The organism is Pseudomonas sp. WC2401 (assembly GCF_041200115.1).
In the GTDB taxonomy this organism is placed as follows: Bacteria; Pseudomonadota; Gammaproteobacteria; order Pseudomonadales; family Pseudomonadaceae; genus Aquipseudomonas; species Aquipseudomonas fragi.
In genome coordinates, this window is the sequence record NZ_CP165623.1 from 829885 (window position 1) to 842005 (window position 12121).

A 12121-nucleotide genomic window follows, 5' to 3' on the forward strand; every position below is an offset into this window, starting at 1 on the left:
CGCCACCGCGCTGTCCGCATCGCGAGCAAGCCCGCTCCCACAGGGGTTGGGTCAGCGTTGAAAAAACTCGCGGGGCAGGGGCTCAAGCCACCGCATAATTGAGCACGATGCCCACAAAAATCGCCAACCCCGCCCAGTGGTTGTGCAGGAAGGCCTTGAAGCAGCGCTGCGGGTCGCGGTCGCGGGTATACCAGAATTCCCACACAAAACAGCCCGCCGCTGCCAGCAGGCCAAGGTGGAACCAGCCACCCAGTTCAAAGTGCGAACCCGCCAGCAGCAGGCAGCCCAAGGCCAGCCCCTGCAAGCTCAGGATAATCACACGGTCGGCATCGCCAAACAGGATGGCGGTGGATTTGACGCCGATCTTGAGGTCATCTTCGCGGTCGGTCATGGCGTAGTAGGTGTCATACCCCACGGTCCACAGCAGGTTGGCGATGTACAGCAACCACGCCGCAGCCGGCAGGCTGCCGGTCTCGGCGGTGAAGGCCATCGGTATGCCCCACGAGAACGCCGCGCCCAGTACCACCTGCGGGTAGTAGGTGTAACGCTTCATGAACGGGTAGGTGGCCGCCAGCGCCAGCGCGCCGAATGACAGCCACACGGTCTGGGCGTTGGTACACAGCACCAGCAGGAAACTGATCCCCATCAGCAGCGCAAAGAACACCAGCGCTTCTTTACTGCTGATTTTTCCGCTGGCCATCGGCCGTTGTTCGGTCCGCTTGACGTGACCATCCACCTTGCGGTCGGCAAAGTCGTTGATCACACAACCACCGGCGCGGGTCAGGATCACCCCGAGCACGAAGATCACCAGGTTACCCAGCGAGGGCACACCCTTGGCCGCCACCCACAGCGCCCACAGGGTGGGCCACAACAGCAGGTAGATGCCGATGGGCTTGTCCATGCGGGTCAGCTGGATAAAGTCCCAGGCGCGAGGGTTGAGGCGGTTCAGGGATTTGAGCAGGCGCGTGTACATCAGTTGTTCTCCGACCGGGCACCCAGGGCGGCCCACAGTTTGGGTAAAAACACTTCGGCCACCAGCACGCTCAGTTTTGCGCGCACAAAGCGCGAGCGGCGGGCCCACAGGTGATCGGCCTGATCGGCCGGCGGCAGCCATTCACGCGGGTAGTGGCAGACCTGCAACGCGCCGCGTGCAAAGGCGTGGTCGCTGAACAGCAATTCGCCCAGCGAGCGGGTGCCCAGTTCGTCCATGTTCAGCCCGCCATCTTCCAGCGAGCTTTTGCCCGCGACGCTGCGGGCAAATACCCAGGGCTCGCCGCGCCCGCGCAAATACACTTCACGCACCCAGCCTTGTTCGCCTTGTGGCAGGGCCAGCGCTGCGCATTCGTCCGGGCGCAACACCTGCCAGCCCTCAAATAGCGGAAGTACGCTGAAGGAGTTATCTGAAACTATAGTGAGACGCCGAGTTAGCGAACCTTCGTCAAACAGCCAGTCCAGGGTCTGTGCGTCCGGCAACGCAGGCAACTGGCCTTGCTCAAGCCAGACGGGGGAGATAAGCGGAGACGTTAAGTGCGGCACGGTGGGTCATAATTGGCAGCCATTGAGGCCAGCGAGCTTATCACGCTGCTCCTCGAATGAGCGGCCAAGGGACTTTTGCCAGCATTGGTGCTTGCATCTGCCTGTGGTCATCAGTACAAAACGCCCTGAATTTGACGAGCAGCCCGGCCAGCATCGAGAAGTTCGCGGCCTCGTCCATGCCTGAACCTGTAGGAATTACCCCGATGAAAAAGTGGCAATGCATTGTATGTGGACTGATTTATAACGAAGCCGACGGCTGGCCGGATGACGGCATCGCCCCCGGCACCCTGTGGCAAGACGTGCCGGAAGACTGGCTGTGCCCGGATTGCGGCGTCGGCAAAATGGATTTCGAGATGATTGAAATCAACTGATCGACCCTTTTAAAACCTGATTGACCCTTGGAGATTGGAATGAACGCACCTGTCGTGATCGTTGGCACCGGGCTGGCCGGCTATAACCTGGCCCGGGAGTTTCGCAAGCTGGACAGCGAAACCCCGCTGCTACTGATCACGGCCGATGACGGGCGTTCTTACTCCAAGCCGATGCTGTCCACCGGCTTTGGCAAGAACAAGGAGGCCGACGGCCTGAGCATGGCCACGCCCGAGGCAATGGCCACGCAGCTCAAGGCCCAGGTGCGCACCCACACCCGTATCAGCGGTATCGACCCGGGCCACAAGCAATTGTGGATCGGCGAAGAGGCCGTGCCCTATCGCGACCTGATCCTGGCGTGGGGCGCGCAAACGGTGCGGGTGCCGGTGGAGGGTGATGCCCAGGACGCCATCTACCCGATCAACGATCTGGAAGATTACGCACGCTTTCGCGCTGCAGCGGCCGGCAAGCGCCGCGTGTTGATTCTGGGAGCCGGGCTGATCGGCTGCGAATTCGCCAATGACCTGATCGCAGGCGGCTACGAGGTCGACCTGGTCGCGCCCTGCGAGCAAGTGATGCCCACCCTGTTGCACCCTGCTGCTGCCGCGGCGGTGCAGGCCGGTCTGGAAGGCCTGGGCGCGCGCTTTCACCTGGGCCCGGTGCTGACCCGCCTGCAACGCACTGACTCCGGGCTGGAGGCGCATTTGTCCGATGGCAGTGTCGTGCCGTGCGATGTGGTGGTGTCGGCCATCGGCCTGCGCCCGCGCATCGATATGGCCGCGGCGGCGGGGATCAAGGTCAATCGCGGGGTTGAAGTGGATCGTCAGCTTAAAACCTCCCACACCAATATCTATGCATTGGGCGATTGTGCCGAAGTTGACGGCCTTAACCTGCTGTATGTGATGCCGCTGATGAGTTGCGCCCGTGCACTGGCGCAAACCCTGGCAGGCAATCCGACCGCCGTCAGCTACGGGGCCATGCCCATTACGGTGAAAACCCCGGTGTGCCCGCTGGTGGTGTCACCTGTGCCGCGTGGCTGCGAAGGGGTGTGGACCGTGGAAGGCCAGGGTGGCGATATCAAGGCGCTGTGCCGCGACGCAGAGGGCAAGTTGCTCGGTTATGCCCTGACGGGGGAAGCCGTTCGCGAAAAACTGGCGCTAAACAAAGAGCTGCCTGCACTTTTGGCGTAAACACAGCCTACTCTGTCGTATATGGCATTGCCTTGACTCAACAAAGCCTGTGCAGAGGCTGGCGCCGACCTTGGGCGCGTGCCATTCTCACACCGGTCTGCCGCAGTTTAGAGCCTGCGGCGCCTTGGGCGCTGTTCCGTAGAGAGCAGCACGGACATAACAACAAAAAACCGTCAAAGAGGCTTCATCATGCGTAAACCCGATCTCGCCGCAGCTATCGCTGAAAAGGCCGACCTAACCAAAGAGCAAGCCAACCGCGTTCTTAATGCAGTGCTGGAAGAAATCACCCAGGCCCTGCATCGCAAGGACAGCGTCACGCTGGTCGGCTTTGGCACCTTTATCCAGCGCCATCGCGGTGCCCGTACGGGGCAAAACCCGCAAACCGGTCAGCCGGTCACCATCAAGGCCAGCAACACGGTCGCGTTCAAGCCGGGCAAGTTCCTCAAGGACAGCGTGAACCCTTAAGGCGCTGGCGGCATGAAGAATGGGCAAGCTGGCCCTGCCAGCAGCCCATTCTTGATAAAACACGGGTCGATTGTGCGGCCATAAGTGGCAAAATCCAGCCCATCTGCGCCTATCTATTCAGAAACATGGCGTTCTTCGCTCAAATCGTTACACTGCGCCGGCCATTTTTTAATTCCCCGAGGCCGCGTAAATGAAATTTCGTTTTCTGCTCTGGATGCTGGGCTTTCTGATGGGCAAAGCCAGCCGCAACAATCCTGCTTTCCAGCAACAGTTGGTGGACAAGGATCTGGTGTTCCAGCTGCAAACCCTCGACGGCAAAGTGGCCCGTCATTTCAAGGTCAAAGACCAGCGCATCACCAGCCACGGCGGCCTGTACCCGGAGCCGGCGTTTGCCATCGCCTTTAAAGATGCCGCCTACGGCTTCGCCACGCTGCAGGCAAAAAACAAGCAACTGGCGTTTATGACCGGGATTCAGGACAAGTCGATTCAGATCAAGGGCAATCCGGCGCTGGTGATCTGGTTCCAGGGCCTGACCAAGTACCTCAAGCCGCGTAAAAAGGCCAAGGTTTAAGATCAAGAGCCCCTCACCCTGGCCCTCTCCCAGAGGGAGAGGGAACTGACCGCGCGCGATTTCAAGAACACCGACAATCAGCTCCCTCTCCCTCCGGGAGAGGGTTGGGGTGAGGGCTTGTGCTTTTAGCTATTCAAGCCTGACCGAACTGCGCCGCCATCTCGCGCAGCAGCACTTCAGCTTCCAATACTTTGCCCACCACCGCCTCAGCCTTTTCTCGTGGCACGCCAAGACGTTCGAACAACGCATCCGGCAACGGCGCACAAGCCCCGTGCCCGATTCCGCGGCTGCGCAACAAGCCCAGGGCTACGCACACAAGATTCGGATACTGCGCATCCACCCCCACATAAGCCGGGTCGTGTTGATAGCGTACGGCAATCGCCAACTCATCCGGCATCCCCCAAAAGCGCATCAGCCAGGCGCCCATCTGTTCACGGCTGATACCCAACAGGTGTTGCTCGATCAGGCTGTGGCTGACATGGGGGTTGACCTCAAGATGACGGCAGATCAGCGAGAAATGCGGCGGAAATACATGGGCCAGCAGCAGGTAACCAAAGTTGTGCAACAGCCCGCCCAGGTAAGTCATGCCGACTTCGGGGCGCTGCTCCCGGGGCATGGCCCGGGTCAGCCCTTCAATCACCGCCGCGGTGTAGATCGACTGCTGCCAGTAAGGAGTACTCGATTGTGGGTGGTCCTTGGGCAGGCTCAAGGTTTTACCCAGCGACAGGCTGAGTGCCAGGTTGATCACCAGATCAACCCCCAGCACGCGCACAATGGCGTCTTCGACCGAGCGAATCTTGCTCTGCGAGGCGTAAAACGATGACGATGCCCAACTCATGACCTGCGCCGCCAGCGCCGGGTCAGTTTCCACTACGCTGGTGATTTCATCGATGGTCACATCAGGGTCGGAGCGCAGCCGCATGATTCTGCGCACGCTCTCGGTCAGCGGTGGCAGTTCGATGGTGGCCTCCAGCCGTTGCTGGATACGCCGCGCCGTGAAGGCCTGCACCGCCCGGGTAATGGCCTCGCCATCGTCCCCGCCGAGATCAGGCGTGATGGCGCCCAAGGGCTCGCCAAAACGGCCGGCGCTGGCATTTTTGAGCAGAGGCCTGAAGTCTTGCTGGGCAATCTCCAGCCACAGGTCCGGCTCGCCCGTGCTGATCAGTAGCGAGGGTTGTTGCAGCAAGTGTTCTTCGTACAGGCAGGGCGAGTTGACCAGCGCCGGCAAGCCCGGCAGCTGGCTCAGGCCATGCTTGTCCAGCAAGACCTGCAGGCGCTCCGGCGCAACGGCGGTCATGCGCCGCCCGGTCAAGTCGGCCAGACGGTTAAGATCAAGTAAATGGTTCTGGGTGAACAGCACCAGCAGGGGGCCGATCGAATCGTCGAGCAGTACGGCATGCACCTTGCGCGCAGGGTCGAGCCCCGGGTGATCCGGGACTTTGCGATAGGCAACAGCCAGGTCACCGAGCAAGCGCCCGATAACAGATGGCGTGCTTGCAGCAGCAAGGGCACTGGCAACTTCAGTCATGGTCTGCATCCGTTCTGTACAACTCGATTTTGATTAGCTCTTGATCGGCCGCCGGGCCATTTACTGAATGGTCTTTTACACCTGACCATATTGCTGACCGTGGCGCAGCCAGCGATCAAGCAGGGGGCTGACATGGCCGGGCCAGCGTTCGATCAACGCCTGGGCGGCCTCGCGCACGGCGGGCAGCAGGTCGGCGTCGCGCATCAGGTCGGCGACCTTGAATTGCAGAAGACCGGTCTGGCGGGTGCCGAGCATTTCGCCGGGGCCGCGCAGTTCGAGGTCTTTTTCGGCGATCACAAAGCCATCGTTGGTCTCGCGCATGATGCCCAGGCGCTGACGGCCGATTTGTGACAGCGGCGGGTGATACAGCAGTACGCAATGGCTGACGGCGCTGCCCCGGCCTACGCGCCCGCGCAACTGGTGCAGCTGGGACAGGCCGAGACGCTCGGGGTTTTCGATGATCATCAGACTGGAGTTGGGCACGTCGACCCCCACTTCAATCACCGTAGTGGCCACCAGCAGTTGCAGCTCGCCGGCCTTGAACCGGGCCATGACTTCGGCTTTTTCTGCGGCTTTCATGCGCCCGTGGATCAGGCCGACGCGCAGCTCGCCCAGGGCGCTGGAAAGGTCCTCAAAGGTGGTTTCAGCTGCCTGACAGGTCATCTCCTCGGACTCTTCGATCAAGGTGCAGACCCAATAGGCCTGACGCCCTTCGGCACAGGCGGCGCGCACCCGTTCGATCACCTCCAGGCGCCGGGTATCGACCACCAGCACGGTGTTGACTGGGGTACGGCCCGGCGGCAGCTCGTCGAGAATCGAGGTGTCGAGGTCGGCATAGGCGCTCATGGCCAGGGTGCGCGGGATCGGCGTGGCGGTCATGATCAACTGGTGCGGGCACATCACCCCGCCGACGCCCTTGTTGCGCAGGGCCAGGCGTTGCTGCACGCCGAAGCGGTGCTGCTCGTCGATGATCACCAGCGCCAGGTTCTTGAACTGCACGTTGTCCTGGAACAGGGCGTGGGTGCCAACCACCATCGGCACGCCGCTGGCGATTTGCTCAAGCGCAGTAACCCGTGCCTTGCCTTTGAGCTTGCCGGCCAGCCATGCCACTTCAAGGCCCAAAGGCTCGAGCCAGCGCTTGAAGTTGATGAAGTGCTGCTCGGCGAGGATTTCCGTGGGCGCCATCAGGGCCACCTGATAACCCGCTTCAAGCGCCTGCAGGGCCGCCATCGCCGCGACCACGGTCTTGCCGGAACCCACGTCGCCCTGGATCAGGCGCAGCATGGGTTCGGGCTGGCTGAGGTCGTAGGCAATCTCGTTGCCGACCCGGGTCTGTGCGCCAGTCGGGGGGAAGCCCAGGTTGGCGAGGAACTGCTCCGGCAGTTTTTTCGCCTTGGGCAACGCCGGGGCTTGTTGCGAGCGCAAGCTCTCGCGCAGGCGCTGCTGCGACAGTTGGTGCGTCAGCAGCTCTTCAAAGGCCAGCCGGTGCTGGGCCCAGTGATGGCCCAGGGCGAGTTCTTCAACGTCGGCATCGGCGGGGGGCTGATGCAGGTAGCGAATGGCCTCATCCAGCGGGGCCAGCTGATAGTCCTTGGCCAGCTCCGGCGGCAGCCAGTCGGGCAGGCTGCGCGGGCCAAGCATGGCCAGGCTCTGCTGGCTGAGCTGGCGTAAACGCTGCTGGGTCAGGCCTTCGGTGGTGGGGTAGATCGGCGTCAGGGTGGTGTCGACGGGCGGTGGCTCATCGCCGGTAATGGCGCGGTACTCGGGGTGGTAGATCTCCAGCCCCGAGGCGCCGGGGCGGGCCTCGCCATAGCATCGCACTTCGGTGCCGCGCTTGAGGCTTTCCTTTTGCGCATTGCTGAAGTGGTAGAAGCGCAGGCTCAGGCCGCCGGTGCCATCGTTGATGCGCACCAGCAAGCTGCGGCGCTTGCCCATGACCACGTCGGCACCAATGACCCGGCCTTCGACCACGGCATCCTGACCGGGGCGCAAGGCGCCAATCGGCACCACGCGGGTGCGGTCCTGATAACGCAAGGGCAAATGGAACAGCACGTCCTGGACGTTCTCCAGCCCGACCTTGGCCAGTTTCTCGGCCATAGCCTCACCGACGCCCTTGAGCGCGGTGACCGACACATTCGACAACTCGGTCATCACACGGGCACTTAGGTCGCGGCAGGTGGCTTGGCCACCGAGCACAGGCGGATCGAGTCCGCGAGGATTTCAATCGCCTTGGGCCGCGGGAAGCTGGCGCGCCAGGCGATGGCTACGGTGCGAAACGGTACCGGCGGGGTCAACGGGCGCACGGCCAGAATGCCCGGGGCATAGTGATGGCTGTCCACGGCCGACAACGGCAGGATCGAGATACCCAAGCCAGATGCCACCATATGACGGATGGTTTCCAGCGAGCTGGACTCCACCGTGGTGTGCATGGCGCCATCATTGCCTTTGGCCACGGTCGGGCAGGCTTCCAGCACCTGGTCGCGGAAGCAGTGGCCTTCACCCAGCAACAGCAGGCTCTTGTCGTTGAGCAGGCTGGCGTCGATGGTGTCTTTTTTGGTCCACGGGTGCTCGCTGGGCATGAGCACATAAAACGGCTCGTCGTACAGCGGCAGGGTCAGCACGTCGGCTTCATGGAACGGCAGGGCGATAATGATCGCGTCCAACTCACCGTTACGCAGTTTGTCGCGCAGCACATGGGTGAAGTTTTCTTCGATATACAACGGCATCTGCGGGGCGACCCGGTGCAGTTGCGGGATCAGGTGCGGGAACAGGTACGGGCCTACGGTGTAGATCGCCCCCACTTTGAGCGGAGCCGTCAGCTGGTTTTTGCCGGCCTGTGCCAGTTCACGAATGCCCTGGGCCTGCTCAAGCACTTTTTGCGCCTGAGCCACGATGGCTTCACCCACCGGCGTGACGCGCACCGCGCTTTTGCTGCGCTCGAAAATCAGCACACCGAGTTCGTCTTCCAGTTTTTTCACACCCACCGACAGGGTCGGCTGGCTGACATGGCAACGTTCGGCGGCATGGCCGAAGTGCTGCTCTTGGGCGAGGGTAACGATGTAGCGTAATTCTGTAAGCGTCATAGCGGGCGTCCCTTTGGTTGCGGGCCAAGCATAGCGGCAGCAATCGATAGACGCACGTTATCAGACATTGCCCTCAGAGCTACAGTCGCCAATCACGCTATAACTGGTTTTTTATCCAGACCCCAGATGCACAAAAGGCACCCTGGGGTGCCTTTTGTGGTGTTAGCGCCGACGCTTATCGATGGAATAAACGAAGGGTGCCACGATCTCGATACTGCCATTGGTCAGCATTTCAGGAGGTGGCTTGGGCAACGGTTGTGCCCGGCGGATCATTTCCAGGGTGGCCCGGTCCAGATCAGCGTTACCCGAACGCCCTACCAGCTCGTAGGACAGCACCTTGCCTTCAGCGTCCACCACGAAGCGCAGACGGTTCAGGCCTTCCTTGCCACGGGATTGCGCAGCAGGCGGATACTTCTTGTACTTGCCCAAGTGATTGAGCAGCGTACCTTCCCAGCTGGCCTTGGCAGCCAGTTGTTGCGCCGACGGCCCCGGGGCCGGTGCAGCGGATTTCTCGCTGGTGTTCTTGGTCGGCGTTGCGTCGCTCGGTTTCTCTTCTGAAGGCTTCTCTTTGACCGGGTCCGGTTTTTCCACAGGCTTGGGCGGTTGCGGCTTTTGCTTGGGCTTGACCGGTTTGGGTACAGAAATCTTCGGTTTAGGCGCTTCGGCCAGCTTGGGTATCGGCAACTCTTCCACCGGCGCCGGGGGTTGTGGTGGTGTCACCACTTTGGGCGGCGCTGGCGGTGGCGGTGCTGGCAACGGTGCCAGATCAACCATCATCGCTTGCGGCGGAAGTTCGATTGCCCGCGGGTTGGACCATTGCAGCATAAGAGCTACTGCCACTGCATGGATGGCCAACACCGCGGCCAGGCTGATTGCGTAACGCGTCATCTTTTGGCGCGCTATGGTCATTTCTTGGCTGCCGTCTCAAGTCCGACCAGACCTACCTTCAAGTAACCGGCTGCGCGCAAAGCATCCATCACGCTCATCAGGTCGCCGTAGTCCACGCCCTTGTCGGCCTGGAAGAAGATCGTCGTGTCTTTGTTGTTGTGGGTCCTGGCATCCAGGGTCGGGCCCAGGGCTTCAACCGTGACCGGCTCTTCGCCCAGGTACAGACGCTGGTCAGCCTTGACGCTGAGGAACACCGGTTTCTCGGGCCGAGGCGCCGGCTTGGCGCTGGACGCAGGCAGGTCAACCTTGATATCCACAGTGGCCAGCGGTGCTGCCACCATAAAGATGATCAGCAGTACCAGCATCACGTCAATAAAGGGGGTGACGTTGATTTCATGGTTCTCGGCGAGATCATCATCGCCTTCTTTTAAATGCAGGCCCATGGCCGATTACCCCACTTTCACCATGTGCGGTTGCGAGCTGCGCTCGGGCGGCAGGTGATCGAGGTCACGGCTAACCAACAGCAACACTTCAGCAGACGCATCCGCCACCTGGGCTTTGTAGCCGGTGATGGAGCGGGCGAAGACGTTGTAAATCACTACCGCAGGGATCGCTGCAACCAGACCCAGTGCCGTGGCCAGCAGGGCTTCGGCAATACCCGGCGCAACCACGGCCAGGTTGGTGGTCTGGGTTTTGGCGATACCGATAAAGCTGTTCATGATGCCCCATACAGTACCGAACAGACCGACGAACGGTGCTGTGGAACCGATGGTGGCCAGTACGCCGGTGCCGCTGCTCATGTTGCGACCGCACGCTGCAACCAGACGCTCAAGACGGAAGCTCACACGTTCCTTGATGCCTTCTTTTTCACGGCTGTTGGCCGACAGGCGCATTTCTTCAAGGGCGTCCTGCACCAGCAGGTGGGCCAGGGTGCCTTCTTTGCCAGCCGTTTCGCTGGCTTCTTTCAAGGTGCGGGCTTTTTTCAGTTGGGCGATTTCGCTGCGCAGACGACGCTTGGCGCCCAGCACTTCAAAGCCTTTGGCAATCCAGATCGTCCAGGTGATGATCGAAGCAATAGCCAGGCCGATCATTACGATTTTGACGATGATGTCTGCGTTTTTATACATGCCCCAAGGCGACAGGTCATGGGCCATGCCCAGGCTGTTGTCTTCTTCGGCAACGATTTGCGGAGCGTCATCGGCGGGAGCGGCTGCGCCCTCTACCAGTGTAGGATCAGTCGCACCTGGTGCAGCGACAGGTGCCGGGGCCGCTGCCTCGGTGGCCGCGTGTACGGCCGGGGTAGCAGGCTCGTCGGCAAAGGCCGCGACAGGTGCCAACATCAAGCTGAACATCAGCGCCGCAACCCCACGCCAGACGCGTGTTGGGCTCAAAGGCTGGGTTGGCGAAGCGGTGGGATGATTGCGTGTCATGCTAGCCGGACCTGAGAAAGTAATGAGGTAATGCCCTACAACGCGGTGTAAGACCAAGGGCAAAATGATGGGTTATTATTGCAAGTAATTCTTGTTAACAAAAGCAATAGCATCTGTTTTTTTCGAAAGTCACGACTTTGGTCGTGTTAAATCAAGTCGTTTTGTAACTTTTCATTAGGATTTTTACGATGTCCAAAGCCTCAGTATTGATCGTCGGGTGCGGCGATGTCGGTGGCCGCCTGGCTACCCAACTGCTCGACGCGGACTGGCAGGTCTATGGCCTGCGCCGCTCCATCGAGCGTTTACCCGCGGGGGTTATCGGTGTGGCGGGCGACTTGTTCAGTGAGCAATGCCCGGCGCAATGGCCAACCGGCCCGATCGACTATGTGGTGTACAGCGCGGCGGCGACCGAGCATGACGAAGCGGGTTATCAGGCGGCGTATGTAGACGGCCTGAAAAACACCCTGGCCTGGCTCAAACAGCATGGCCAACAGCCCAAGCGCCTGTTGTTTGTCTCCAGTAGCGGCGTTTACGCCCAAAAAGACGGGGAGTGGATCGACGAAACATCACCCGCCCTGAGCACCAACTACTCGGGCCGGATCATCCTGAATGCCGAGCGGGCGGCGCTGGATAGTGGCATTGCTGCCAGTGCGGTACGCCTGACCGGGATCTACGGGCCGGGTCGAGAGTGGCTGCTGGGGCAAGTGCGCAAAGGCTATCGCGTGGCGGTTGAGCCGCCGCTGTATGGCAACCGTATCCATGCCGATGATGCGGCGGGGCTTTTGGCCTTTCTGCTGGAGGCGGACCGCCAAGGCAAGGCACTGGATGATTGCTATATAGGTGTGGATAACGCACCTGCACCTTTGGCAGAGGTGGTGGACTGGTTGCGTGAGCGTTTGGGCATTACCGAATGGGCCGCCGAAGCGAGCGTGCGCCGGGCAGGCAGCAAGCGCTGCAGCAATGCCCGCGCCAAGGCGCTGGGCTGGGAGCCGCGCTATTCGAGTTACCGTGAGGGCTATGCAGCGGTTTTGGGCTAGCAGGCCTGAGAGTGGTCTTGTGGG

Annotated in this window: 13 protein-coding genes; 5 read left to right on the forward strand and 8 right to left on the reverse strand. The window is 61.1% G+C overall.

Annotation, left to right across the window (positions count from 1 at the left end; genetic code table 11):
• Positions 1-82: 82 nt before the first annotated feature.
• Entirely contained in the window at positions 83-973 is an 891-nt protein-coding gene (gene ubiA, locus AB3G35_RS03665; protein WP_134050295.1) for a 4-hydroxybenzoate octaprenyltransferase, read from the reverse strand.
• Positions 973-1536 carry a chorismate lyase gene (locus AB3G35_RS03670; protein ID WP_083369713.1) on the reverse strand — a complete coding sequence of 188 codons (564 nt, stop codon included), beginning with the start codon at positions 1534-1536 and terminating at the stop codon, positions 973-975. The genes ubiA and AB3G35_RS03670 overlap by 1 nt, the downstream gene beginning before the upstream one ends.
• 203 nt (positions 1537-1739) lie before the next feature.
• Between AB3G35_RS03670 and AB3G35_RS03675 the strand changes: the two genes are divergently transcribed.
• The 4 genes from AB3G35_RS03675 to AB3G35_RS03690 all read left to right on the forward strand — a co-directional run bounded on the left by AB3G35_RS03675 (position 1740) and on the right by AB3G35_RS03690 (position 4131).
• Positions 1740-1907, forward strand: coding sequence for a rubredoxin (locus AB3G35_RS03675; protein ID WP_003437744.1), 168 nt, complete (start codon positions 1740-1742; stop codon positions 1905-1907).
• Positions 1908-1946: 39 nt separating this feature from the next.
• Positions 1947-3095 carry an NAD(P)/FAD-dependent oxidoreductase gene (locus AB3G35_RS03680; protein WP_095039722.1) on the forward strand — a complete coding sequence of 383 codons (1149 nt, stop codon included), beginning with the start codon at positions 1947-1949 and terminating at the stop codon, positions 3093-3095.
• Between the two features lie 189 nt (positions 3096-3284).
• A complete protein-coding gene (locus AB3G35_RS03685) occupies positions 3285-3560 on the forward strand; it encodes an HU family DNA-binding protein (RefSeq protein ID WP_016782719.1) in 276 nt (91 codons plus the stop codon).
• Positions 3561-3750: 190 nt separating this feature from the next.
• Positions 3751-4131: a hypothetical protein gene (locus AB3G35_RS03690; RefSeq protein ID WP_016782718.1), complete on the forward strand. Its 381-nt coding sequence runs from the start codon at positions 3751-3753 to the stop codon at positions 4129-4131.
• A 133-nt stretch (positions 4132-4264) separates the two neighbouring features.
• On the opposite strand, the gene AB3G35_RS03695 is transcribed toward AB3G35_RS03690, so the two are convergent.
• From AB3G35_RS03695 to exbB, 6 genes are all read right to left on the reverse strand, one after another.
• Positions 4265-5659: an aminoacyl-tRNA deacylase and HDOD domain-containing protein gene (locus tag AB3G35_RS03695; protein WP_169844952.1), complete on the reverse strand. Its 1395-nt coding sequence runs from the start codon at positions 5657-5659 to the stop codon at positions 4265-4267.
• A 75-nt stretch (positions 5660-5734) separates the two neighbouring features.
• A complete protein-coding gene (gene recG, locus AB3G35_RS03700; RefSeq protein WP_169869601.1) occupies positions 5735-7810 on the reverse strand; it encodes an ATP-dependent DNA helicase RecG in 2076 nt (691 codons plus the stop codon).
• A gap of 11 nt (positions 7811-7821) precedes the next feature.
• Entirely contained in the window at positions 7822-8742 is a 921-nt protein-coding gene (locus tag AB3G35_RS03705; RefSeq protein ID WP_016782715.1) for a hydrogen peroxide-inducible genes activator, read from the reverse strand.
• 162 nt (positions 8743-8904) lie between these two features.
• Complete coding sequence (locus AB3G35_RS03710) at positions 8905-9651, reverse strand: energy transducer TonB (protein ID WP_016782714.1); 747 nt, start codon at positions 9649-9651, stop codon at positions 8905-8907.
• Positions 9648-10073 carry a TonB system transport protein ExbD gene (gene exbD / locus AB3G35_RS03715; RefSeq protein WP_016782713.1) on the reverse strand — a complete coding sequence of 142 codons (426 nt, stop codon included), beginning with the start codon at positions 10071-10073 and terminating at the stop codon, positions 9648-9650. The genes AB3G35_RS03710 and exbD overlap by 4 nt, the downstream gene beginning before the upstream one ends.
• A 6-nt stretch (positions 10074-10079) precedes the next feature.
• Positions 10080-11060 (reverse strand): tonB-system energizer ExbB, encoded by a 981-nt coding sequence (gene exbB, locus AB3G35_RS03720; RefSeq protein ID WP_029611632.1) that lies wholly within the window; start codon positions 11058-11060, stop codon positions 10080-10082.
• 188 nt (positions 11061-11248) lie between these two features.
• Between exbB and AB3G35_RS03725 the strand changes: the two genes are divergently transcribed.
• Positions 11249-12097, forward strand: a complete 849-nt coding sequence (locus AB3G35_RS03725) for an NAD-dependent epimerase/dehydratase family protein (RefSeq protein ID WP_106115667.1) — start codon at positions 11249-11251, stop codon at positions 12095-12097.
• The last annotated feature ends 24 nt before the right edge of the window (positions 12098-12121 follow it).